Below are 22,333 nucleotides of genomic sequence, written 5' to 3'. Positions count from 1 at the left end.
CTTAAAGGCCAAGCTTGGCCTTGATCTGCGGAACAATCGCCTCTGCGGTGAGGCCGAAATAGGGGAACAGCGCTTCGGCCGGGGCCGAGGCACCAAAGCGGTCGATGCCGATGGCCAGACCGTCGCGGCCGGTCCACTTGTGCCAGCCGAAGGTTGTGCCGGCTTCGATCGACACGGCCAGCGCGCCTTCGGGGATCAAGCTGTCCTGGTACGACTTGTCCTGTGCCTCGAACAACTCCCAGCACGGCATGGAAACGACATCGGCGCCAATGCCGGCTTCCTCGAGCGCCTTGGCCGCTTCTACCGCGATCTGCACTTCCGAGCCCGTCGCGAGCAGCACGACCCGGCGTGCCGCCTTGGCCGCGACCAGACGATAGGCACCCTTGGCACTGCGGTTCTCGTCGGCATCGTCGCGCAGCGCGGGCAGGTTCTGGCGGGTCAGCGCCAGCGCGCTCGGACCGTCCTTGCGTCGAAGCGCCAGTTCCCAGCACTCGGCGGTCTCCATCGCGTCGGCCGGGCGCATCACCCACAGATCGGGGATCGCGCGCAGCGAAGCGACGTGCTCGATCGGCTGGTGGGTCGGACCATCTTCGCCCAGACCGATCGAATCGTGGGTCAGCACGAAGATCGAGCGAGTCTGCTGCAGCGCCGCCAGACGGATCGCGTTGCGGCAATAGTCGGAGAACACCAGGAAGGTGCCGCCGTAGGGCACGATGCCGCCATGCAGCGCCATGCCGTTCATCGCCGCCGCCATGCCGAACTCGCGGATGCCGTAATAGAGATAGCGGCCCGAGTAATCATCAGCCGTGAACGGGCCGGTCGACTTGGTCTTGGTGTTGTTGGAACCGGTGAGGTCGGCCGATCCGCCGATCATCGCGGGAACGGCGGCGGTGAGGACCGTCAGCGCGTCCTCGCTCGACTTGCGGGTTGCCAGCTTGGGCTTATCGGCGGCCAGTTTGGCGCGGTACTCGTGCCAACCGTTCAGCGTCGGCAATTCGCCCGCCATGCGGGCGGAAAACTCGCCGCCGCGCGCCTCGGCGTTCAGGCGCTTCTCCCATTCGGCGCGGGTTTCGGCACCCCTGGCGCCCAGGCTGCGCCAATCGGCCATCACATCATCGGGCACGACGAAAGGCTCGGCTGTCCAGCCCAGCACCGCGCGGGTCGCGGCGATCTCTTCGGCGCCAAGCGGACTGCCATGAACGTTGTGGGTGCCCTGCTTGTTGGGCGCGCCCTTGCCGATGACGGTATGACAGGCGACCAGCGACGGGCGCGGGTCGGCCTCCGCCTCGGCCAGGGCACGGGCAATATCGGCGAAGTCATGGCCGTCGCATTCGGCGGTATGCCAGCCGGTCGCGCGGTAGCGTGCAAGGATATCCTCGCAGGTCGACAGCGAGGTGTCACCGTCGATGGTGATGTGATTCGAATCCCACAGCACGTTGAGCTGGCCAAGCTGGAGATTGCCGGCAAGGCCGATCGCCTCGTGGTTGATGCCTTCCATCAGGCAGCCGTCGCCGGCGATCACCCAGGTCTTGTGATCGACCAGATCGCTGCCGAACTCGGTGTTGAGGTGGCGTTCGGCAATCGCCATGCCCACGGCCATGGCCAGACCCTGGCCCAAGGGGCCGGTGGTGCATTCGATCGCTTCCAGCTCGATATTCTCCGGGTGGCCGGCACATGGGCTGTGCAGCTGGCGAAACTTGCGGATGTCATCGATGGTCGGCGCGTCATAGCCGGTCAGGTAGAGCAGCGAATAGATCAGCATCGAACCGTGGCCGGCCGAAAGTACGAAACGGTCGCGGTCGGGCCACTTGGGCGCTGCGGGATCGAACTTGAGGAACTGGCTGAACAGCACCGTGGCGACATCGGCCATGCCCATCGGCATGCCGGGATGGCCCGAGTTCGCCGCCTGAACGGCGTCCATCGAAAGGGCACGAATGGCGTTTGCCATGGGGGCAAGGCGGGAAGGAGCCAGGTTCGCGGCAGAGGGGCTCATTCGACAAGGCTCCCGGAAAGATCGCTGAAACTGCGCCGAGTCGGCGCGGGGCCTCCTTTAGGGTGGCTCCGCCCCCCGTCAACCCGGCCCTTCCCGGCCGCTTTGTCAAAGCGTGGGAAAAGCAGGGCCCATCCCTTTGCAGCGTGACGCTTTTGGGTTAGCCAGCTGTCATGGATGGGGATCGCACCGCCCGCGCCAAGGCGCGCATCGACGCGGCGCTCGCCCGGATCGAGGCGGGGGTACGCGCCAGCAAGGGTCCGGCAGATGGCGCCGACCTGGCCAACCTGCAGAGGCGGCACGATCGCCTGTGCACCGTGGTCCAGCAATCACTCGACCAGCTCGACCTGCTGATCGACAACGCGGAAAGGTAGCCTTGCTATGAGCAACGTAACCTTGCAGATCGGCGGACGGTCTTACACGGTAGCCTGCGCCGACGGCGAAGAAGAGCACATCGCGGCGCTGGGCCGCAAGATCGGCGAAAAGGTCGAACAGCTCGGCCCCGGGCACAGCGAAGTACGCCAACTGCTGTTCGCCGCGCTGCTGCTGTCCGACGAACTGCACGAAGCGCGTGGACGCCCGGATGGAACGAGTGGCCCGGTTCCCGCGACGGGCACCGACGATTCCGCCGATCTGCTCGAATCGATTGCCGACCGGCTGGAAAAAGTCGCGCTTTCACTTGAGGCTTAGGGCGCTCGGCCCTACATGGGGCGCGACGGGTACTGCCCGGTGCGAACCGACAGAATATCCCTGAGGCTATAAGCAATCCATGGGGGCTGTCCCTGGTCGGGCCGCTGTTTCGCGCAGAGGTCCGGCACACATGGTCCCCACCTGACGTTTGAGGCGTCAGAGGATTTCCCCGGCAACGGCCCATGGCGGTCCCGTCACCCGATCTTTTGAGCAAGGCCGCCCCTCGTGATCGACAAGCAAGCGCTGCGAACCCGGATGCGCGCAGCGCGACGCGAACACGAGGCCGCAATTCCCGCTGCCATGCGCGCATTGCTGTTCCTGCGCCCGCCTGCTCCGCTGCTCGGCCTGATTGCACCGGGCGCGACGATCGGCCTCTATCACCCCGTCGGAAGCGAGGCTTCGCCCCTCGGCTACGCCCGCTGGTTCTATGAAGCCGGGCATCCGGTCGCCCTGCCCTGGTTTGCGGACCGCTCCAGCCCGATGCGGTTCCGCCTGTGGAGCAACCCCTTCGTCGAGGACGAGCTTGAGCCAAGCCCCTGGGACGGCATGCAGCCTGACGGTTCGGCCGATCCGGTCGATCCCGACGTGCTTGTCGTCCCCCTGCTTGCCTTTACCGACCTGGGCCTTCGACTCGGCCAGGGCGGCGGGCACTACGACCGCTACCTGGCGGACAACCAGGACGCTCTGACCATCGGCCTTGCCTGGGATTGCCAGCGCGTTGACAGCCTGCCACTGGAGCCGCACGACATGCCGCTGCGCGCGGTGGTGACGCCCACACGCTTTTACGGACCGTTCTGAACCGATGCGCGAACAACCGACCTTGCGCATACCCTTTGGCGTCCTGGCGCTGCTGGTGGCCTTGCTGATCTATGGCGTACTCGTCGCGCGTTACGTAGCACCGGTGATGGAAGGCTGGCACGCCCTCCTGCAGACCCCGGTTTATATCCTGCTCGGCGTCATCTGGCTGCTGCCGCTCAAGCGCTTCCTGATCTGGATGGAAACGGGTCGCTGGGGTTGAGCAGCGCGGCGCGGGCAATATCCTTGTCCCGCCCGAAGCGCAGCAGCATTGCGTGAAGGTCCGCTCGCGACGGCACCCAGATAATGCTGTCGCCGACCGAGATCGGTTCTCGGCTGGTTGGGATCACGCCGCGCCAAGTGGCGCCGTCAAAAACGTCGAAGCCCGCAAACAGTTCGATGGGCAGTGCGGCGCTCGTCCAGGTAACGAACAGGTCCGAGCGGAATCGGCCATCGCTCCGTCCGACAGCCGGCTTCAGCCCAAGCGGGTCGAGCACGGCAGCGGCATCGCGCGGATCAATCAGCACGTCCACATCGCGCACGTCGCCTACTTCTACGCCGTGGAGGGCGAGGGCCGCGCTGGCCACGATCCACCAATCGTGCCGCGCAGGCGCCATCACATCGGCCACGGCAAGCAGGGTGGAACGGAGCGGTGCGGCAAGGGTCATGCGACGCCCCTTGCTCGTTTCGTGCACACACGGCAACCTTCGGCCAAAGAGGGGATTGCGGCATGAAACGCAGGTTCGGTCTGGCGCTGGGCGGCCTGGTCCTGGGTCTCGGACTCAGCCTGTTCCTCGCCCGCATCTGGGTTGCAGAGCGGCTTTTCCATGCGGCGATCGACCGGACGGTCGGGATCGACCAGTCGGGCGCCCTGCCCGACGGTCTACATGCCTATGTCTGCGGCAGCGGCTCGCCCATGCCGGATGCCGCCCGAGCAGGTCCGTGCATCGCCATCCTGGCGGGACAACAGGCGTTCGTCTTCGATTCCGGAGCTGGCTCGATCCGCAAGCTTGGCCGGATGGGCTTTCCGATGGAAAAGCTGCAGGGCGCGTTCCTGACCCACCTGCATTCCGATCACATCGACGGCCTTGGCGAATTGATGCTGCAGGCCTGGATCGCTGGCCGCCGTTCGGCGCCGCTGCCGGTCCATGGCCCCGAAGGAACCGGCGCGGTAGTGGCCGGCTTCACGCAGGCTTACCGGCCGGACAGGGGTTTTCGCATCGCCCACCACGGACCACTTATCGCCAGGCCGGACGGGTTCGGTGCCGTGCCGGTTGAGATTACGATACCGCCGGGTGCTTCGAAGGTTCCGGTCTATGCCAAGGACGGCGTGCAGATCACCGCGATAAGGGTCAACCACAGCCCGATCTCACCGGCCTTCGGATACCGAATCGATTACCGGGAGCGCTCGATCGTGATCAGCGGCGACACGGTTAACGATACCAATCTGGTTGCGGCGTCGAAAGGCACCGATCTTCTGTTCCACGAGGCGCTGAACCGTTCGATGGTCGAAGCGCTTGGCGCAAAGCTGAAGGAGCGCGGCCACGCCGATACCGCGCAGATCATGTCCGATATCAGGGACTATCACGCCACCCCAGAGGACGCCGCCCGCGCTGCCAAGCAGGCCGGCGCGAAGGCTCTGGTTCTCTACCACCTCGTCCCGGCGCCTCCGTCCCGGTTGATCGAGCCACTGTTCCTTGGCAACGCCCCGGAAATCTATCCGGACGTGAAGCTGGCGCACGACGGCATGATCGTCACCCTGCCGGCGGGCAGCAAGGATGTTCGCTTCGGCGAAGGGTTCTGATTTGTAAGGAAAGTCCCAAGTGGCGCGAGTGACGGGGCTCGAACCCGCGACCTTCGGCGTGACAGGCCGACACTCTAACCAACTGAGCTACACCCGCGCAGCCACTTGGGAGCCGCGCCACTAGGCCAGCAGCACAGGCCTGTCAACAGCTTCGCGCGACGATTTTTTCATCCGTGCGACAGGCCGCGCCGCCACGGCAAACGCCCTGTTAACCATATCTTTGCCCTTGCCGGCGACAACGGCACCACAGGCCCGGAAACGGGTGCATTCGGGGGCAAATCGTTCGTGCCAAAGTTCCGCATCAGCGCCGCGCGCATGGTACATCTCCTGCTCGCCACTATGGCAGTCGCCTTGCCCAATTTCGCCCAGGCGCGCGTGTCCGTGGCACTCGACAGCGCGGTCTTCGTCGAACGCGGCGGACGGGCGAACGGGCGCATGCTCGAACCTGCCCGGCGGCTCAGCCGCGGCGACCGCGTCGTCTATATCGTGACCTGGACGCGCCAGGCCGGAGATGGCGGCTTCGTGGTCACCAATCCCCTCCCGCGCACGGTCTATTACCAGGCCAGCGCCGACGACAGCGAACAGGTTTCCATCGACGGAGGCCGAACCTGGGGCCGCCTCGACGACCTGCGCATCGGCACTCGGCTTGCCACGCCCGAAGATGTCACTCACGTGCGCTGGCGCATTCCGGCCCCTGTCGCCGCGCGCGGATCGGGACAGATTGCCTACAGCGCGATCGTGCGCTGAATCAGCACCCTTCGTACTTCCAGTTGCGTTTCTTTCCCTCGGCCAACCACTCCACGGCCTGGGCGATCCGCTTGTCGCGGGTTTCGGGCCGCTTGGCCTCGCTGATCCATTCGACGTACTCGCGTCGATGTGACGGAGCGAACTGCTCGAGCACGGCCTTGGCCGCCGGGTTGCCATCCAGCGCCGCCTGAAACTCTGCCGGGACTGGCAGATCGGGCTTGGCCCGGCGCGGCGCAGTTTCCTTCTTCGTTCCGCTTTCGATATCCGCTCTTGCTGCGCGCAATTTCCGGGCGAGCGCGGCATCGGCGGGCAAGTCCGACAGGCTGGCGATCTTGCCGTATTGCCCCATGGCATCGCCCTGACGCCCCTGTCCGTGGATCACGAACGCGCAGTGCGCCTTGAACGCGGCCATGCCGGCCAGGTTCTTTCCGCCCACCATGAAGTGCGGCATGCCCCACTTGATGGTTTCCTCCACATCCGGAAACGTCGCGTGGACGAGGGCGCGCAGATGCGTCAGTACCGGCTGGGCGAAGGGTGCGGCATCTGCGATCTTGGCATCGATCCGCGGGTCCTTCGCCATGCCGTTCTCCGTCAGTTCGCCAGCAGCAGCGCCGGATTTTCGATCAGGCGCCTTACCGACTGAATGAAGCTGGCAGCATCCCAGCCGTCAACCACCCGGTGATCGCAGCTGATCGAAACGTTCATCAGCTTGCGCTTGGCGATCCGTTCTCCGCCCATGCCGTCAGGCACGAACATCGGCCGTTCGACAATACGGTTGGGGCCGATGATCGCCACTTCGGGCCGGTTGATCACCGGCGTCGTCGCGACCCCGCCGAGCGGACCGAGGGACGTTATCGTGATCGTCGAACCCGACAGTTCCTCGCTCTTGGCGCTGCCGTTGCGGGCGGCATCGGCCAGGCGGCGGATCTCGTTGGCCAGCTGCCAGAGGTTCTTGTCCTGCGCATCGCGGATGACCGGGACCATCAGGCCCGCGTCGGTCTGGGTCGCCATGCCGAGATGAACCGCACCGTGGCGCGTCACCACGCCGGCTTCGTCGTCATAGCGCGCGTTGAGCATCGGGAAATCCGGCAGCGTCTTGCAGATCGCGGCGATCAGAAGCGGCAGCATGGTCAGTTTCGGCCGGTCTGCCCCGAACCCTGTGTTCAGCTGCGCGCGCAGGTCCTCAAGCGCGGTGACGTCGCATTCCTCGACATAGGAGAAGTGCGGGATGTTGCGCTTTGACGCCGCCATGTTCTCGGCGATGCGGCGGCGCATTCCGATGACCCTGACCTGCTGGTCTGGCACCGTGCCGCCGGCGCCGCGGTAGGCGCCGTTATAGGCGAGGAACGCGTCGAGGTCGGCGTGGCGCAGGCGCCCGTCCTCGGCCGGACGGACCTGGGCAAGATCGATGCCCAGTTCCTTCGCGCGCGAGCGGACCGCAGGGCTTGCCAGCACCTTGGCACCGGCGCTGGCAGCAGACTGGGGCACCGATGCTGGTTCCGGCGCCGGTGCCGGAGCAGGCTTTGGCGCGGGCGGCGGCGGGGGTGCGGCAGGTTCGTCCGCCACCGCCGCTTCGACGCGCGCAACGTCGCCCGCATCCGGCGTTTCAGCGTCGATGCGCTCGGCAACAGCGGCTTCCTCGCCTTCGCTCGCGTCATCACCCTCGGTCTGGATGATCACCAGCGGCGATCCGATGGCGATCATGTCGCCTTCTGCGCCGGCCACTTCCAGCACGACGCCCGCCACCGGGCTCTCCATCTCGACCGTGGCCTTGTCGGTCATCACGTCGGCCAGTTTGCCGTCTTCCTCAACCCGGTCACCCGGTTTGACATGCCAGGCGACGATCTCGGCCTCGGCGATGCCTTCGCCGATGTCGGGGAGCTTGAAGGTGAACTTGCCCATTGTCTTATGCCTTCAAAAGCCGGTCGACGGCCTCGCCGATGCGGACCGGTCCGGGGAAATAGGCCCATTCGAGGCTATGCGGATAGGGGGTGTCGAACCCTGTCACGCGCTCGATTGGCGCTTCGAGGTGGTAGAAGCAGCGCTCCTGCACCAGCGCGGACAGTTCCGCGCCATAGCCGCAGGTCCGGGTCGCCTCGTGAACGATCAGGCATTTGCCGGTTTTTTCCACCGATTTTTGCACAGTGTCGATGTCGATCGGAACCAGCGTGCGCAGGTCGATGATTTCGGCATCGACGCCTTTTTCGGCCAGGACCGCCTCGGCCACATGGATCATCGTGCCATAGGCCAGCACGGTCATCGCCTCGCCCTCGCGCACCACGCGGGCCTTGCCCAGCGGAATGCGGTAATAGCCTTCGGGCACCTCGCTATCCTTGTGCCGCGCCCAGGGCTCGACCGGCTTGTCGTAATAGCCGTTGAAGGGCCCGTTATAGATGCGCTTGGGCTCGAAGAAGATCACCGGATCGTTGTCTTCGATCGCCGCGATCAACAGGCCCTTGGCATCGTGCGGGGTCGAAGGGATCACGGTCTTGATCCCGGCCACGTGCGTGAACAGCGCCTCGGGGCTCTGGCTGTGGGTCTGGCCGCCGAAGATGCCCCCGCCAAAGGGACTGCGCACGGTGATCGGCGAGGTGAACTCTCCCGCCGAACGGTAACGCAGCCGCGCCGCTTCGGAGATCAGTTGGTCGAGGCCCGGATAGATGTAATCGGCGAACTGGATTTCCGGCACGGGGCGCAGGCCATAGGCCCCCATTCCGACGGCCGCGCCGATAATACCGCATTCGTTGATCGGGGTGTCGAACACGCGGGTCTTGCCGTATTTCTTTTGCAGGCCGGCCGTGGCGCGGAACACCCCCCCGAAATAGCCGACGTCCTCACCGAACACGACAACATTGGGATCGCGCTCCATCATGATGTCGAGCGCATCGTTGATCGCCTCGATCATGTTGAGCCGCTTGGTCGGCGCGTTGGCCAGCGACAGTGGAGCTTCCTCAAGGCCCATCATTCGTACTCCTTCCAGGTGGGCCACTTGATCCGGCGCTCGCGGATGGCCTGCTCGGCCTGTTCCTTGAGGTGCCACGGCAGGTCCTCGAACACGTCCTCGAACATGGTGTGGAACGGGTGATGCAGCCCATGGCCGAGGATACCGTTCTTCTCGGCCTCCTTGGTGGCCGCCTTGACCTGGTCGACGTGCTCCTTGTCCATCGCCTCGTGCTGATCTTCGCTCCATTCGCCCAGGGCTATGAGGTGCTGCTTCAGCCGCGTGATCGGATCGCCCAGCGGCCACTCGCCGCGCTCCTGCGCGGAACGATAGGCGCTCGGATCGTCGGACGTCGAATGGCCTTCGGCGCGGTAGGTGAAGTGTTCGATCAGGGTCGGGCCCTTGTTCGCCCGCGCACGATTCGCCGCCCATCGCATCGCGGCATAGACCGCCAGCGCGTCGTTACCATCGACGCGGAGGCCGGCGATGCCATAGCCCACGGCCTTGGCTGCAAAGGTGGCGCGCTCTCCGCCGGCGAAGCCCGAGAAGCTCGAGATCGCCCACTGGTTGTTGACCACGTTGAACACCACCGGCGCGTTGAACACCGTCGCGAAGGTGAAGGCGGCGTGCGCATCGCCCTCGGCGCTCGATCCCTCGCCGATCCAGGTTGCGGCAATGCGGCTGTCGCCCTTGATCGCGCTGGCCATGGCCCAGCCCGCGGCCTGCGGATACTGCGTCGCCAGGTTGCCGCTGATCGTGAAGAAGCTGTGCTCGCGGCTGGAATACATGATCGGCAGCTGGCGGCCCTTCAGCTTGTCCGCGCGGTTCGAGTAGATCTGGTTGATCATCTCGGTCAACGGATAGCCGCGCGCGATCAGGATGCCCTGCTGGCGATAGCTGGGGAACACCATGTCGTCGTCAGCCAGGGCGAATGCCGAAGCGACACTCGTCGCCTCTTCCCCGGTGCACTTCATGTAGAAGCTGGTCTTGCCCTGCCGCTGGCCGCGATACATCCGGTCGTCGAAGGCGCGGGTCAGTGCCATGGTGCGCAGCATCCGGCGCAGGGTTTCGGGATCGAGCTTGGGGTCCCAGGGTCCGACCGCGCGGCCGTCATCGTCCAGAACGCGAATCAGGTCGTGGCACAGCGGATGGGTTTCGGCCGCCTCGCAGGCTTCATCCGGGCGCGGCTGGGCACCCGCTGCAGGGATGTCCAGGAAGGAATAATCGACCGGATCGCCAGGGCGAAACGGCGGCTCGGGAACATGGAGCGACAGGGGCGGCAGGTTGCCGCGGTTGTGATCTTTGAAGGGCGGCCGGCTGGCCATATCGCGCTCTCCCGCTCCACCGGACGCAAAACGCGTCAGTGGAAGCATATTTTATACAGGCGATATAATATTTCAAAGCTATTTCGCCGTCAACACGTCCCGAGGACCGAACGAACGAGCCATTTCGTGGATTGACGTACCTCCCGGAAACGCAAACGGGGCAGACCTTTCGGTCCGCCCCGTCCGAAAACGGCATTGCTGCCGAAATCTTACATTGCAGCTTCGGTAGCCGCTTCCGTGGCGCCGGCAGCGTCGGTGGCAGCATCGGTGGCAGCGTCGGCCGCCGGAGCTTCCACAGCGGCTTCGGTGGTGGCTTCGGCAACCGGAGCTTCGGCTTCACCGCAAGCGGCAACAGCGAGCGAGGCGGCAACGAGAACAGCAGCGGTAGTGAACTTGCGCATTGATAAACCCTCCAGAGTAGGAGGCGCAAATATGGCGAAGGATCGCGGGAAAGCAATAGTGTGCAGATTTTGTCGTTATCAGACGGCCACAGGAGCTTTGAGCGCGCCCTGCGGCACATAGCCACTCACCTCGAAATCCTCGATCGCGTAGTCGAAGATGCTGGCAGGCCGGCGTGCGATCTCGAGCCGCGGAGTGCCCGATGGATGACGCGACAGCTGCGTTTCGACCAGGTCGGCGTGGTTGAGGTAGAGGTGGGTATCTCCGCCCATCCACACCAGTTCGCCGGGCTCGAATCCGGCCTGCTGGGCCACCATGCGGGTGAACAGCGCCCCGCCCCACAAGTTGAACGGAAGGCCAAGGGCCAGGTCGCAACTGCGCTGGTACAGCAGGCAGTTGAGCTTGTTGCCGGCGACATGGAACTGGTACGTCTTGTGGCACGGAGGCAAAGCCATTCGGTCGAGTTCGGCGACATTCCAGCCTTCGACGATGTGGCGACGGCTACCCGGATTGGCGCGCAGGCTTTCAACCACCTGCTCGACCTGGTTGACGCCTGGCCCCTTCGCGAACAGGCCATCGCCCGTTGGAACGTAGGTTGCCCAGTCGACCCATTGCTTGCCGTAGACCGGCCCGAGATCGCCCCAGGCCTCGGCAAACGCAGCATCGGCGACGATGCGCTGCGAAAACCCTTCGCGGCTGATGTCGTCACCGGTTTCGCGGCGATAGCGATCGAGCGGCCAGTCGGTCCAGATCTCGACCCCCTGGGCACACAGGGCGCGGATGTTCGTATCGCCGGACAGGAACCACAGGAACTCGCGCGTTGCGGTTTTCCAATAGACCCGCTTGGTAGTCACCAGCGGCATGACTCCGCCGCCCAGGTCGCAACGAATCTGCGTGCCGAAGATCGACCGGGTGCCGATCCCGGTGCGATCAACCCGCTCGTCACCGTGATCCCAGATGCGGCGCATCAGGTCGAGATACTGCCATTCCCAGTGGTCGGATGCTTGGGAATCGTCGGGAATCGCTGCGCTGGCCATGAAATGACCCTAGCCGCGACATTGCCCGCTTGCCACCGTCCAAATGCCTGACTATAGGCGCGCTCCTGCCTCGCCCTCGCGGCTTCGGGGGGGTGAACGATCGGTCGGGGAATAGCTCAGCCTGGTAGAGCACTGTCTTCGGGAGGCAGGGGCCGGAGGTTCGAATCCTCTTTCCCCGACCACATCGTTTCCAACTATCGCAGCGTCGGAAGAATGAAGCGCGCGATGGCGTCGGCCACGCCCGCGTCCTCGTTGCTGGCCGCCACCCGATGCGCCGCATCCCTGACCACAGGCCGCGCCTGGCCGACCGCGATCGCCAGCCCGGCCTTCCTGAACATGGCGATATCGTTGGCCTGATCTCCGATGACGGCTACTGCGCCCAGATCGACCCCGAAGTGTCCGGCTAGCGCGGTGACGCCCGCTCCCTTGTTCGCGCCCGGCGCCGTCGCATCGAGATAATAATCCTGCGAGCGGACAAGGGTGATCGTCTGGCCGGCAATTTCGCGCGCAGCCTGTTCGATCCGGTCCATCTGCGCATCCTCATCGCAAACCGCCACGACCTTGTGTGCCGCCTCGATAAGCGCATCGGCGGCATCCCACGGTTCGGGCTGAAGGCCCGATGACTGGATTTCCCGTCCGGTATGCGGATTGTCCAGGTCGGTCGTCAGCCAGCGGTCGGCGGTGAAGAGCCAGCAGGTGATTCCCTCGGCGGCATAAAGGTCGAGCAAGCGCATCGTAGTCGGAGAGGGAAGGACGCAATCGGACAGTACCGTGCCGTCCCGTTCGAACACTGTCCCGCCGTTGAAGGCACCAAACGGGCCTTCCAGGCCAAGCGCCGCCGCGATCGGCAGGATACCCGCCGCAGGGCGCGCCGAAATCAGTGTGACCGGAACTCCCCGCGCCACCAGATCGCGAACGGCGACAATGTTCGCCTCGGGCAGCGACTTGTCATGGCGCACCATGGTCCCGTCGATGTCGCTGACCAGCAGGCGAATCGGAGTTGTGATCAAACCGCTAGCCTCCACGCAGCAACTGGACGCCCCAGTCGCGCTCGAACAGATAGAGCAGAAGTCGCGCCGCCTCGCCGCGTTCTCCGGTCAGGCCGCCGTCGCGTTCGATCAGCAGGCGGGCATCGTCATGCGCGAGTGGCAGCAGCTTCTGGATCTGCTCCAGGCTGGCGACGCGAAAGGCGGTCTCCCCAGATTGCCGCGTGCCGAGCAGTTCGCCGCCGCCGCGCAGTTCGAGGTCCTCCTCGGCGATGCGGAAACCGTCCTGCGTCTCGCGCATCAGGGCGAGGCGCCGCTTGGCCGTTTCCGACAATGCGTTCGAGCGCAGCAGCAAGCACGTGCTGGCGGCAGAGCCCCGCCCCACCCGGCCGCGCAACTGGTGCAACTGCGCAAGACCGAAGCGTTCGGCCTGTTCGATCACCATCAGCGTAGCATTGGGCACATCGACCCCGACCTCGATCACGGTGGTCGCGACGAGGAGCTTCGCCCCGCCCGCCGCGAAGCGTTCCATGGCCGCGTCCTTGATCTCGGGCCGAAGCTGGCCATGGACCAGCACGACATCCTGGCCGAAATGCTCCTTCAGTTCCGCAAACCGCGCCTCGGCGGCGGCAAGATCCTCGCTTTCGAGTTCGCGGACCATCGGGCAGACCCAGTAGGCCTGCTGTCCGGTGCCGAGATGGCGCGACAGGCTGGCAATGACGTCCGCCATGCGCTCGATCGCGACAACCCGCGTGTCGATCGGCTGGCGACCCGGCGGCATCTCGTCGAGCTTGGAGACGTCCATCTCGCCATACTGCGCCAGCGTCAGGGTGCGCGGAATCGGCGTCGCGGTCATGGCCAGACAGTGCGGCGTGCGCTTGCCCTTCTGCGCCAGCATCAGCCTCTGGCCGACGCCAAAGCGGTGCTGTTCGTCAATCACGACCAGGGCGAGGTTGCGGTATTGCACCGCATCCTGGAATATTGCGTGGGTGCCGACCACGATCGGGATCGAGCCGTCGTGAAGTCCCATCAAGGTCGCCTCGCGTGCGCGGCCCTTGTCGCGGCCGGTCAACAAGGCGATCTCGATGCCGGTGCCCTGCGCCATGCGGGTCAGTGTTTCGAAGTGCTGGCGCGCAAGGATCTCGGTTGGGGCAAGCAAGGCGGCCTGGGCCCCGGCCTCGACCGCGATTAGCATCGATTCGAGCGCGACCACAGTCTTTCCCGATCCGACATCGCCTTGCAGCAGGCGCAGCATCGGCGCCTCCTGCGCAATGTCGGCCTCGATCTCGGCGATCGAGCGCCGCTGCGCGCCAGTCAGGGCAAACGGCAGGTTCACCCGCGCCCGAAGCCGTCCGTCCCCGGCCAGCGGCGTCCCGCGCCGGGCCCGGTTGGCGGTCTTGACCAGGAGCAGCGCCAGGCTGTTGGCCAGCAACTCGTCATAGGCCAGCCGATCGCGCGCCTCGCGGTGTTCGCCCTTGTGCACCAAGTCCAGCGCATCGCGCCAAGAGGGCCATTTCATCCGGTCGAACAGCCCGGGCTCGATCCATTCGGGAAGATCGTCGATGCCGACCAAGGCTTGCTGGATCAGCGCGGTCAGCCTGCCCTGGGTCAGGCCCTCGCACAAGGCATAGACTGGCTCGACCAACTGGCCGAGCGCCACTGCGCTTTCCTCGCTGACATGATCGGGATGGACGACCTGCAGCATCTGCCCGAACTGGTCGAGCCGCCCGGCGATCCACCGCGTTTCGCCGAGCGGGAGCGATTTCTTCGCCCAGCCCGCGTTGCGCCCGAAATAGGTGATCGCGCAGACATTGCCCGGCGCATCGGTCGCCAGCACACGGAACGGGCCGCGCCCCGCCGAACTGCGGTATTCGATCGGGGTCAGCGCCACGACGATATTTTCCCCGACGCTCGCCTGGTCGAGATCGGTTACTGCGCGCCGCTCGACGAAGCGGTCCGGCAGGTGGTAAAGAAAGTCGCGCACCCGGGTCAGGCCCAGCCGTTCAAGCGGACGGGCCAGCCCTGGTCCCACCCCCTTCAGGCTGTCGGCCGAAACGAACAGGGGATTGAGCCGGTCGGGACGCATTCTCCTCCCATAGCCGGCTGCGCGTCGCAGAGCAGCGGATTTTTGCCGCAATTTGATGCAGCGCATGGATGGGTGTAGACCTGCGCGCGTAGCCGGACTCCAGACTGACGCGAAATTGCAGAGGAGACGTCTATGCTTTTGCCCCACGGAGCCGTAATTGCGTTGATCGACGGCGCGCGGTTCGAACTCTATCGCAATGCCGGAACCGAAGCGGCACCCGAACTGGCCGCCTTGGACGCGCCCCGGCTCGATAGCCGCAATCACTCCGGCGGAAGCCACCGATCGAGCACCGGCAATCACGCAGACTCGCTGGTCCGCGAAGATGCGCACGCGCTCGCCGCGGCGGACTGGCTTAACAGCAAAGTGCTCGATCACACGATCAAGGACCTCGTCCTGATCGCCCCGCCCCGCACGCTCGGCGAACTGCGCAAGCATGTCCACAAGCTGACTGCCCAGGTGATCGGCAAGGAGATCGCCAAGGATCTGGTCGGGCGCCCGGTCGCCGAGGTCGTGGCCGCCCTGCGCGAGGTCCACTGACCTGCCGGAAGCGGGCAACCGGGTTGCGCCGCTGCGTGGCGCAACCTAATCGCGCGCAATGATCGACGAAACCCGAATCAAGCGGCTCAAGTTCCGTGCCTGGCACCGCGGCACGCGCGAAGCCGACTATATGATCGGCTGCTTCTTCGATCGCTACGGAGCGGAATGGGGCGAAGCCGAAGTTACCTGGTTCGAACGTCTGCTCGACGAAGAGGACGTCGACATCATCGGCTGGGCGCTGGGCAGCCTTGCGGTGCCCCCGGAATACCAGGGCGCACAGATGGACGCACTGCGCAAACTCGATTTCGTCGACATACCCCGCTGACAACTTGGAACCGGGGCGCTAGGGCCTCGTTCTCCTGATACCCCGCTTGCCGCAAAACGGCCCGCGGGGCGATTGCTGTTGCACCAGAGCCATGCCTGACCTGTCCCGATTGCTATCCGCCACCACACCGCTGACCCTCGCCGCCCTGCCCCGCGGCGCGCAGCCGCTGGTCCTCGCCGACCTCGCCCGCGCCGCGAAAGGCCGTGCCGTCTTCGTCGCCCCGGACGAAGCGGCGATGCAGGCGATTGCCGACAGCTCCGCGTTCTTCGCTCCCGAACTAGAAGTGCTGACCTTTCCGGCCTGGGACTGCCTGCCTTACGACCGCGCCAGTCCGGCCCTGTCGATCAGCGCGCGGCGTCTGGCAACGCTGCACCGGCTGCAGGGCAAGGCCGATGGCCCGCAATTGCTGGTCACGACGATCAACGCCCTGCTGCAACGCGTCCTCAGCCCCTTCCGCGTGCGCGAGAACGTGCGCCTGCTCAAGCCTGGCACGGAGATCGGGCGCGAAAGCCTGATCGGCCTGTTGCAGCGCCAGGGCTATTCGCGGACCGACACCGTGGTCGATGCGGGCGAATATGCGGTTCGCGGATCGCTGTTCGATATCTCTCCCTCGGGTCTGGAAAGCGGGCTCCGGCTCGACTTCTTCGGGGACGAGCTGGAAACGCTGCGGCTGTTCGATCCGGCCACCCAGCGCTCGACCGGGCCGGTCGACAAGCATCTGTTGCTCCCCGCGAGCGAGACCCTGCTCGACGACGAATCGGTCAAGCGTTTCCGCACCCGCTACCGCGAACTGTTCGGCGCCAACGCCACCGGCGATCCGCTCTACCAGGCGGTCAGCGACGGGCGGCGGCTCGCCGGCATGGAACACTGGCTGCCCCTGTTCGAGGACAGGCTCGTTACCTTGTTCGACCATCTCGATGCCAGCGACCTCGTCCTGATCGACAACGCAGCGTTTGGCGCGGCGGACGAGCGGCTCGACGATATCGCGGACTATTTCAAGGCCCGGACCGACACCGCCGGCAAGGCGGCGGGCAACTATCGTCCCTTGCAGCCCGATGCGCTCTACCTGACCAAAGAAGAACTTGGCGCCGCGTCGGTGGGACGCCCCCTCCATCGCACCGATATCTTTGCTCAGCCGGAGGGAAGCAGCGTTATCGACTGCGGCTTTTCCGGAAGTCGCGATTTTGCCCCCGAACGCGCACGCGGCGACAATGTCTATGAAGCGGCCGCGACTTATCTGACCGGACAAGCGAAACGCGGCAAAAAGGCGCTGATCGCTGCCTATTCGACCGGCAGTCGCTCCCGGATAGCAGCGATCCTCGGCGAGGCGGTCAAGCCCGAGCCGGTGATGGCCGACACTTGGCAGGAAGCGCTGGGCCTTGCCGCCAAGGGCGTACCGGTCGCCATGGTCCTGCCGCTCGAGACCGGTTTCGCCAACGACCAGATCGAACTGGTCACCGAACAGGACATCCTTGGCGACCGGCTGGTTCGCCGAAAGAAGAAGCGCAAGGGCGCCGACGCCTTCATGGCCGAGCTGGCCGCACTGACGCCGGGTGACCTGGTGGTCCACATGGATCACGGCATCGGCCGCTACGGCGGTCTGCAATCGATCCCCGTCGGCGACAGCCCGCACGATTGCGTGATGCTGGAGTATCACGGGGGTGACAAACTCTACGTCCCGGTCGAGAACATCGACGTACTCAGCCGCTATGGTTCGGACACCGAGTTCGTCGCGCTCGACCGGCTCGGCGGAGAAGCCTGGCAGAAGCGCAAGAGCCGCCTCAAGGAGCGCATCCGCGCGATCGCTCACGAATTGCTGAGGACCGCTGCCCAGCGCGCGCTAAAGCAGGCGCCGGTGGTCGTGCCCGACCAGGGCGGTTACGACAAGTTCGTCGAAGGCTTCCCGTGGCAGGAAACCGAGGACCAGGAAGCCGCCATCGACGACGTGCTGGGCGACCTGTCCGAAGGCATGCCGATGGACCGGCTGGTCTGCGGCGACGTCGGCTTCGGCAAGACCGAGGTCGCCCTGCGCGCCGCATTCGTTGCAGCCATGGGCGGCCAGCAGGTAGCGGTGATCGCGCCCACCACGCTGCTCGCCCGCCAGCACTTCGCCAATTTCACCGAACGATTCGCAGGTTTCCCGCTGAACGTTGGGCGCCTGTCGCGACTGGTCGGCGAAAGGGAAGCTCGCGCCACCAAGTCGGGGCTCGAGGATGGCACGATCGACATCGTCATCGGCACCCATGCGCTGCTCGCCAAGAGCCTGAAGTTCAAGCGCCTTGGCCTCGTCATCGTCGACGAGGAACAGCGTTTTGGCGTGAATCACAAGGAAGCGCTCAAGCAGCTGCGCAACAATGTTCATGTGCTGACGCTGACCGCCACCCCGATCCCGCGCACGCTGCAGATGGCGATGAGCGGGCTTCGCGACCTGTCCACGATCCAGACCCCGCCGGTCGACCGCCTGGCGGTGCGCACCTACGTCATGGAATGGGACGACATGGTGATGCGCGAGGCCTTGCTGCGCGAGCATCACCGCGGCGGGCAGAGCTTCATAGTCGTGCCGCGCATCTCCGACATGGAGGGCGTGGAAAGGTGGCTGCGCGAAACCGTGCCGGAAATACGCGCCGTCACCGCCCACGGTCAGATGGCGGCGAGCGAAGTCGAGGAACGGATGAGCGCGTTCTACGAGAAGAAGTACGAGGTGCTTCTGTCGACCACCATCGTTGAATCCGGCCTCGACATACCCAGCGCCAACACGATCATCATCCACCGCGCCGATCGCTTCGGCCTTGCCCAGCTGTACCAGCTGCGCGGCCGGGTTGGACGCTCGAAGTTGCGCGCCTATGCCTATCTCACCACGCCGGTCGACACACAGTTGTCCGAAGTGGCCGAAAAGCGCCTCAAGGTGCTGGGCGATCTCGACAGCCTTGGCGCGGGTTTCCAGCTTGCCAGCCACGACCTCGATATTCGCGGCGCGGGCAACCTCCTGGGCGACGAGCAGTCGGGCCACATCCGCGAGGTCGGCTTCGAACTCTACCAGTCGATGCTGGAGGACGCGATCCTGGCGGCCAAGGCCGGCGACCTGGGCCTCGCCAGGGAGCGCAGCGCGCTCAGCCCGCAGATCACGGTCGACGCGCCGATCATGATTCCCGAAGACTACGTTCCCGATCTTGCGGTGCGCATGGCACTCTATCGCCGCCTCAACGATGCCGACGACCAAGCAGAGATCGAGGCCATGTCGGCCGAGATGATCGACCGCTTCGGCCCGCTCCCCGCGCCGACCGCGAACCTGATCAAGCTGATCCAGATCAAGCGCCAGGCGATCGAGGCGAATGTCGCCAAGATCGACGTCGGTCCCAAGGGCACGCTCGTCGCCTTCCACAACGACGAATTTCCCGATCCGGCAGGTCTTCTCGCCTATGCCCAGCGGCTCGAAGGCACGATCAAGTTGCGCCCTGACAGCAAGATCGTCGTGCAACGCGCCTGGGGCGATCCCCTGGCGCGTCTCAACGGGCTGTTCCAGCTCACCAAGGGTCTCAGCGCCATCGCACGCAAGGCGGTCAAATAGACGGGTTCATGCCCCCGTCGCGAGGGCAAGGAACGCATCGCCCGACAGCGGCGGCGCGCGCAGGAAGCCCTGGTAGGCACTGCACCCCTCGGCCGCGACCATGACTCGCTGGGCCTCGCTCTCGATTCCCTCGGCGATCACCTCGAGATCGAGTGCCCGTGCCATGGCGACAATGCCGCGCAGCACCGCAAGATCGCGCGGATCGGTCACGATGCCATCGACCATGCTGCGATCGAGCTTGAGCTTGTGCAGCGGCAAAAGCTTCAGATAACGGAAGTTGCAGAATCCCGCGCCGAAATCGTCGAGCGCAATCCGCGCGCCGCGTGCCGACAACGCCGCGAGAGAGCGGGCGGCATGGCCGATGTCGGCGACCAGCACCTGCTCGGTCACCTCCAGCGTCAGGCGCCACAGCGGAAAGCTGCATTCGCCGGCCAGTGCGGCAAAGCGGTCGGCAAAGTCGGCCGCCGCGAGATCGTTCGGCGTCACGTTTAGCGACAGGCGCAGATCCATCGGCCAGGCCCGCGCCTGCTGCATCGCAAGCCGCGCGATATGGCGCGACAGAGGCGCAACATGATCGGCCCGTTCGGCGATGGCGAACAGCGCACCAGCACCGATCCGCCCCACCTTCGAGTGGTTCCACCGGGCAAGCGCCTCAGCTCCGAGAAGGCGATCGTCGGCGCAGGCGAACTGCGGCTGGAAGACCAGCTCGATCGAGTTATCGTCGATTGCGCGAAGTAGGTCGGCCTCGAACTGCGCGGCGCTGTGTCCCGCAGCCGATCCCTCGCCATCGCCCCAGCCCAGCAGCAGCCCCCCGGGCCGGTCCATCACGCGTGACAGGGCCTGGGCCAGCCGATCGAGCATCGAATCGGCATCTTCACCGACTAGCCCCCTCAGCAAGGCCGCGCGCGGCGACAGCCGCAGGGTGGTCGCCTGCACCGCGAAAGAACGTCCCAACGTGCCAAGCAACTGCTCTGCAGCAACTTGCCAGCTTTCGCGGCTGCACGGTTCCGCCGAGGCGATCAGGAACTGGCCCCCGCCGGTTCTTGCCACCAGCCACAGACCGTCCATCTCGCTTGCGGCGAAGGACTTTAGGCGCTGCGCCACCTCGGCAAGCGCGGCGTCACCGACACCCTTGCCATAGGCCAGATTGATCGCATCGAATCGTCTTAGGCCGATGAGCATCGCCTGCACCGGCCGGCCATCGTCCAGCCACCTGGTCAACCGGACGCGGGCCGCGTCGCGGGTTGCCAGGCCCGTCACGACGTCATGCGGGCTGTCCTCCGCTATGGCCAGGCTGCCTTTCATCGCCGCAGCCATAGGCCCAAACCCTTTGCCAAATTGTTGCGTTGCCAAGCGCAGCGGCGGGCCATATCACCCGCCCCATGCCACCGAGCCACCGCCTGGCCATCATGCCGTCCGACACCGATCGCGCTCGAGAGGCTGCGGAAATCCTGCGCCAGTCGACCGATTTCGTGCCTTTGGCCGAGGCCGACGCTCTGGTCGTGCTGGGCGGCGACGGCCATATGCTGCACTGCCTTCACCACATGCTCGATCAAGGCCGGGTCATCCCCGCTTATGGCCTGAATTACGGTACGGTCGGGTTCATGATGAACAAGCCCAAGTCGAGCCGCCCGCTTGAAGAACGGATATCGCGGGCCAAGCCGCTGGCCGTGACGCCGCTCGAAATGGTGGCGACCACCGGAAGCGGAGTGGAAGAACGTTTCTGCGCAATCAACGAGGTGTCGCTGCTGCGCGAAACGCGCCAGACCGCGAAGCTCGAAATTTCGGTCAATGGCAAGGTGCGTTTGCCCGAGCTGTTCTGCGACGGCATCCTGGTGGCGACGCCAGCCGGCTCAACCGCCTACAACCTGTCGGCCAACGGCCCGATCCTGCCGATGGGTTCGAACATGCTGGCCCTTACCCCGATCAGCCCGTTTCGCCCCCGTCGCTGGCGCGGGGCGATCATTCCCGACCATTACGAGATGCAGTTCAGGGTTATCGAACCGGTCAAGCGCCCGGTCGCGGTGGTTGCCGACCAGAAGGAGCTGCGCGACGTCCACGCTGTCCAGGTGCGGGTCGCCCACGAGATGAAGCTGCAATTGCTGTTCGATCCGGGGCTAACGCTCGAGGAGCGCATCTTTGCCGAGCAGTTCCATTTCTGACGAAATTTTCCATCGGTCCCGCTTGCCAAAGATCGAAGCGCTGCTATAGGCGCACCCCTGTCTTGAAGGCGGGCCGAGCATTCCCCGATAGCTCAGCGGTAGAGTAGGTGACTGTTAATCACTTGGTCGTAGGTTCGAATCCTACTCGGGGAGCCACCTTCCGACTGCAAAGCAGCCCTGCCAAACGGCGGGGCTTTTTCGTTTCAACCCAGCAGCAGCCGGCTTCCGGCCCAGATCGTCAAGGCTGCGGTCAGCCAGCGGATGACGCGTTCAGGCAGGAAGCGCAGCGCAAGCAGGCTGCCAAGCTGGCCCCCGATCACCACCGCAATGAGCAGCGGTAGTACGCCGCCCATGGCTTCGGCGAGGCGCTCGGGTCCGTTCTTGGCGAGTTGCCCGACAATCCCCGCGGCCGAGTTGATCAGGATGAACAGACTGGTCGTCGCTGCGATTTCGCGCGCCTTGGCCCAGCGCGTAAGGTGCAGCAGCGGGGCAAGAAAGATCCCGCCTCCGATGCCCACGAGACCAGCAAGGTAGCCGAGCGGCGCGGCGGCGAAGGCCATGTAGCGGGCGGCAGGGTGAGGTTGCGCCTCGGCCTCAGGCGCGCGGGGCAAAAGCAGCGCCAGCCCCGCCGCGACGAGGCTGAGACCAAGAATGAACAAGAACGTCGCCTGCTTGATCGGCGTCAGACCGCCAAGGAAGGCGAGCGGCGCCGCCACCAGCGACACGATCAGCGCACGCCGCCACGGGATCACCCCACTGCGCGCGAACCGCACCGTGCTGCCCGTCACGACCACGATGTTGCAGGCCAGGCTGACCAACGGCAGCAGCCGGTAGTCGAATCCGACCAAGGCCAGCAGCGCACTGTAGGTCGAGCCGCCGCCAAACCCGACCGAGGCATATGAAAGTGCGGTCAGGAAGAAGCCGAGCGGAAGCCAGATCAT

22 protein-coding genes and 3 tRNA genes are annotated in these 22,333 nt (G+C 65.3%); 12 read left to right on the top strand and 13 right to left on the bottom strand.

Annotation, left to right across the window (positions count from 1 at the left end; genetic code table 11):
- Position 1: 1 nt before the first annotated feature.
- Positions 2-1,993, bottom strand: a complete 1,992-nt coding sequence (tkt, locus tag B0I00_RS01685; protein ID WP_100865623.1) for a transketolase — start codon at positions 1,991-1,993, stop codon at positions 2-4.
- 170 nt (positions 1,994-2,163) lie between these two features.
- On the opposite strand from tkt, the gene B0I00_RS01680 reads away from it, so the two are divergent.
- The 4 genes from B0I00_RS01680 (at position 2,164) to B0I00_RS01665 (ending at position 3,698) form a co-directional block, all read left to right on the top strand.
- Positions 2,164-2,364, top strand: a complete 201-nt coding sequence (locus B0I00_RS01680; RefSeq protein WP_100865622.1) for a hypothetical protein — start codon at positions 2,164-2,166, stop codon at positions 2,362-2,364.
- Positions 2,365-2,371: 7 nt separating this feature from the next.
- Complete coding sequence (locus B0I00_RS01675; RefSeq protein WP_100865621.1) at positions 2,372-2,680, top strand: cell division protein ZapA; 309 nt, start codon at positions 2,372-2,374, stop codon at positions 2,678-2,680.
- Positions 2,681-2,905: 225 nt separating this feature from the next.
- Positions 2,906-3,478, top strand: coding sequence for a 5-formyltetrahydrofolate cyclo-ligase (locus tag B0I00_RS01670; protein WP_232730071.1), 573 nt, complete (start codon positions 2,906-2,908; stop codon positions 3,476-3,478).
- A gap of 4 nt (positions 3,479-3,482) precedes the next feature.
- Positions 3,483-3,698 (top strand): DUF2842 domain-containing protein, encoded by a 216-nt coding sequence (locus B0I00_RS01665; RefSeq protein ID WP_100865620.1) that lies wholly within the window; start codon positions 3,483-3,485, stop codon positions 3,696-3,698.
- Here the strand turns inward: B0I00_RS01665 and B0I00_RS01660 are convergent.
- Positions 3,655-4,143, bottom strand: a complete 489-nt coding sequence (locus B0I00_RS01660; RefSeq protein WP_100865619.1) for a hypothetical protein — start codon at positions 4,141-4,143, stop codon at positions 3,655-3,657. The two genes, B0I00_RS01665 and B0I00_RS01660, sit on opposite strands and share 44 nt — an antisense overlap.
- 62 nt (positions 4,144-4,205) lie before the next feature.
- Here B0I00_RS01660 and B0I00_RS01655 point away from each other — a divergent pair, with 62 nt between their 5' ends.
- A complete protein-coding gene (locus tag B0I00_RS01655) occupies positions 4,206-5,279 on the top strand; it encodes an MBL fold metallo-hydrolase (protein ID WP_100865618.1) in 1,074 nt (357 codons plus the stop codon).
- Between the two features lie 20 nt (positions 5,280-5,299).
- Here the strand turns inward: B0I00_RS01655 and B0I00_RS01650 are convergent.
- Positions 5,300-5,376 (bottom strand) — tRNA-Asp (locus B0I00_RS01650).
- A 218-nt stretch (positions 5,377-5,594) separates the two neighbouring features.
- Between B0I00_RS01650 and B0I00_RS01645 the strand changes: the two genes are divergently transcribed.
- Positions 5,595-6,026, top strand: a complete 432-nt coding sequence (locus B0I00_RS01645; RefSeq protein ID WP_232730070.1) for a hypothetical protein — start codon at positions 5,595-5,597, stop codon at positions 6,024-6,026.
- Between the two features lies 1 nt (position 6,027).
- Here B0I00_RS01645 and B0I00_RS01640 read toward each other — a convergent pair whose 3' ends face one another.
- The 6 genes from B0I00_RS01640 to thyA form a co-directional block, all read right to left on the bottom strand.
- Positions 6,028-6,606 (bottom strand): YdeI/OmpD-associated family protein, encoded by a 579-nt coding sequence (locus B0I00_RS01640; RefSeq protein WP_100865617.1) that lies wholly within the window; start codon positions 6,604-6,606, stop codon positions 6,028-6,030.
- A gap of 11 nt (positions 6,607-6,617) precedes the next feature.
- Positions 6,618-7,928: a dihydrolipoamide acetyltransferase family protein gene (locus B0I00_RS01635; RefSeq protein WP_100865616.1), complete on the bottom strand. Its 1,311-nt coding sequence runs from the start codon at positions 7,926-7,928 to the stop codon at positions 6,618-6,620.
- Between the two features lie 4 nt (positions 7,929-7,932).
- A complete protein-coding gene (locus B0I00_RS01630) occupies positions 7,933-8,988 on the bottom strand; it encodes an alpha-ketoacid dehydrogenase subunit beta (protein WP_100865615.1) in 1,056 nt (351 codons plus the stop codon).
- Entirely contained in the window at positions 8,988-10,292 is a 1,305-nt protein-coding gene (locus tag B0I00_RS01625; protein WP_100865614.1) for a 3-methyl-2-oxobutanoate dehydrogenase (2-methylpropanoyl-transferring) subunit alpha, read from the bottom strand. The genes B0I00_RS01630 and B0I00_RS01625 overlap by 1 nt, the downstream gene beginning before the upstream one ends.
- A 209-nt stretch (positions 10,293-10,501) precedes the next feature.
- Positions 10,502-10,693: a hypothetical protein gene (locus B0I00_RS01620; RefSeq protein ID WP_100865613.1), complete on the bottom strand. Its 192-nt coding sequence runs from the start codon at positions 10,691-10,693 to the stop codon at positions 10,502-10,504.
- Positions 10,694-10,771: 78 nt separating this feature from the next.
- Positions 10,772-11,728: a thymidylate synthase gene (gene thyA / locus B0I00_RS01615; RefSeq protein WP_100865612.1), complete on the bottom strand. Its 957-nt coding sequence runs from the start codon at positions 11,726-11,728 to the stop codon at positions 10,772-10,774.
- Positions 11,729-11,833: 105 nt separating this feature from the next.
- Between thyA and B0I00_RS01610 the strand changes: the two genes are divergently transcribed.
- Positions 11,834-11,910: transfer RNA gene (locus B0I00_RS01610), tRNA-Pro, on the top strand.
- A gap of 12 nt (positions 11,911-11,922) precedes the next feature.
- Here B0I00_RS01610 and B0I00_RS01605 read toward each other — a convergent pair.
- Positions 11,923-12,738 carry a Cof-type HAD-IIB family hydrolase gene (locus B0I00_RS01605; protein ID WP_232730069.1) on the bottom strand — a complete coding sequence of 272 codons (816 nt, stop codon included), beginning with the start codon at positions 12,736-12,738 and terminating at the stop codon, positions 11,923-11,925.
- Between the two features lie 4 nt (positions 12,739-12,742).
- Positions 12,743-14,800 carry an ATP-dependent DNA helicase RecG gene (gene recG / locus B0I00_RS01600; protein WP_100865611.1) on the bottom strand — a complete coding sequence of 686 codons (2,058 nt, stop codon included), beginning with the start codon at positions 14,798-14,800 and terminating at the stop codon, positions 12,743-12,745.
- Positions 14,801-14,932: 132 nt separating this feature from the next.
- Here recG and B0I00_RS01595 point away from each other — a divergent pair, with 132 nt between their 5' ends.
- The 3 genes from B0I00_RS01595 (at position 14,933) to mfd (ending at position 19,230) form a co-directional block, all read left to right on the top strand.
- Entirely contained in the window at positions 14,933-15,337 is a 405-nt protein-coding gene (locus tag B0I00_RS01595; protein ID WP_100865610.1) for a baeRF12 domain-containing protein, read from the top strand.
- Between the two features lie 58 nt (positions 15,338-15,395).
- Entirely contained in the window at positions 15,396-15,662 is a 267-nt protein-coding gene (locus B0I00_RS01590) for an FAD assembly factor SdhE (protein WP_100865609.1), read from the top strand.
- Between the two features lie 91 nt (positions 15,663-15,753).
- A complete protein-coding gene (mfd, locus tag B0I00_RS01585; RefSeq protein WP_100865608.1) occupies positions 15,754-19,230 on the top strand; it encodes a transcription-repair coupling factor in 3,477 nt (1,158 codons plus the stop codon).
- Between the two features lie 6 nt (positions 19,231-19,236).
- On the opposite strand, the gene B0I00_RS01580 is transcribed toward mfd, so the two are convergent.
- The gene (locus B0I00_RS01580; protein ID WP_100865607.1) at positions 19,237-20,547 is read right to left on the bottom strand and encodes a GGDEF domain-containing phosphodiesterase; all 1,311 of its coding nucleotides are present in this window, start codon (positions 20,545-20,547) and stop codon (positions 19,237-19,239) included.
- Between the two features lie 65 nt (positions 20,548-20,612).
- Between B0I00_RS01580 and B0I00_RS01575 the strand changes: the two genes are divergently transcribed.
- Both B0I00_RS01575 and B0I00_RS01570 read left to right on the top strand, forming a co-directional pair.
- Positions 20,613-21,392, top strand: a complete 780-nt coding sequence (locus B0I00_RS01575) for an NAD kinase (protein ID WP_100865606.1) — start codon at positions 20,613-20,615, stop codon at positions 21,390-21,392.
- Positions 21,393-21,473: 81 nt separating this feature from the next.
- A tRNA-Asn gene (locus B0I00_RS01570) sits at positions 21,474-21,548 on the top strand.
- 47 nt (positions 21,549-21,595) lie between these two features.
- Here B0I00_RS01570 and B0I00_RS01565 read toward each other — a convergent pair.
- A complete protein-coding gene (locus tag B0I00_RS01565) occupies positions 21,596-22,333 on the bottom strand; it encodes a sulfite exporter TauE/SafE family protein (RefSeq protein ID WP_100865605.1) in 738 nt (245 codons plus the stop codon).

This window comes from Novosphingobium kunmingense (assembly GCF_002813245.1).
Lineage (GTDB): Bacteria > Pseudomonadota > Alphaproteobacteria > Sphingomonadales > Sphingomonadaceae > Novosphingobium > Novosphingobium kunmingense.
This window is presented reverse-complemented; position numbering and strand designations above follow the sequence as displayed.

Coding starts and splice junctions, on each gene's coding strand:
- mfd (WP_100865608.1), top strand. CDS start 15,754: ATGCCTGACCTGTCCCGATTGCTATCCGCCACCACACCGCTGACCCTC.
- B0I00_RS01630 (WP_100865615.1), bottom strand. CDS start 8,988: ATGGGCCTTGAGGAAGCTCCACTGTCGCTGGCCAACGCGCCGACCAAG.
- B0I00_RS01640 (WP_100865617.1), bottom strand. CDS start 6,606: ATGGCGAAGGACCCGCGGATCGATGCCAAGATCGCAGATGCCGCACCC.
- B0I00_RS01665 (WP_100865620.1), top strand. CDS start 3,483: ATGCGCGAACAACCGACCTTGCGCATACCCTTTGGCGTCCTGGCGCTG.
- B0I00_RS01675 (WP_100865621.1), top strand. CDS start 2,372: ATGAGCAACGTAACCTTGCAGATCGGCGGACGGTCTTACACGGTAGCC.
- B0I00_RS01655 (WP_100865618.1), top strand. CDS start 4,206: ATGAAACGCAGGTTCGGTCTGGCGCTGGGCGGCCTGGTCCTGGGTCTC.
- B0I00_RS01575 (WP_100865606.1), top strand. CDS start 20,613: ATGCCACCGAGCCACCGCCTGGCCATCATGCCGTCCGACACCGATCGC.
- B0I00_RS01590 (WP_100865609.1), top strand. CDS start 15,396: ATGATCGACGAAACCCGAATCAAGCGGCTCAAGTTCCGTGCCTGGCAC.
- B0I00_RS01565 (WP_100865605.1), bottom strand. CDS start 22,333: ATGATCTGGCTTCCGCTCGGCTTCTTCCTGACCGCACTTTCATATGCC.
- B0I00_RS01635 (WP_100865616.1), bottom strand. CDS start 7,928: ATGGGCAAGTTCACCTTCAAGCTCCCCGACATCGGCGAAGGCATCGCC.
- tkt (WP_100865623.1), bottom strand. CDS start 1,993: ATGAGCCCCTCTGCCGCGAACCTGGCTCCTTCCCGCCTTGCCCCCATG.
- B0I00_RS01680 (WP_100865622.1), top strand. CDS start 2,164: ATGGATGGGGATCGCACCGCCCGCGCCAAGGCGCGCATCGACGCGGCG.
- B0I00_RS01645 (WP_232730070.1), top strand. CDS start 5,595: ATGGTACATCTCCTGCTCGCCACTATGGCAGTCGCCTTGCCCAATTTC.
- recG (WP_100865611.1), bottom strand. CDS start 14,800: ATGCGTCCCGACCGGCTCAATCCCCTGTTCGTTTCGGCCGACAGCCTG.
- B0I00_RS01595 (WP_100865610.1), top strand. CDS start 14,933: ATGCTTTTGCCCCACGGAGCCGTAATTGCGTTGATCGACGGCGCGCGG.
- B0I00_RS01660 (WP_100865619.1), bottom strand. CDS start 4,143: ATGACCCTTGCCGCACCGCTCCGTTCCACCCTGCTTGCCGTGGCCGAT.
- B0I00_RS01620 (WP_100865613.1), bottom strand. CDS start 10,693: ATGCGCAAGTTCACTACCGCTGCTGTTCTCGTTGCCGCCTCGCTCGCT.
- thyA (WP_100865612.1), bottom strand. CDS start 11,728: ATGGCCAGCGCAGCGATTCCCGACGATTCCCAAGCATCCGACCACTGG.
- B0I00_RS01625 (WP_100865614.1), bottom strand. CDS start 10,292: ATGGCCAGCCGGCCGCCCTTCAAAGATCACAACCGCGGCAACCTGCCG.
- B0I00_RS01580 (WP_100865607.1), bottom strand. CDS start 20,547: ATGGCTGCGGCGATGAAAGGCAGCCTGGCCATAGCGGAGGACAGCCCG.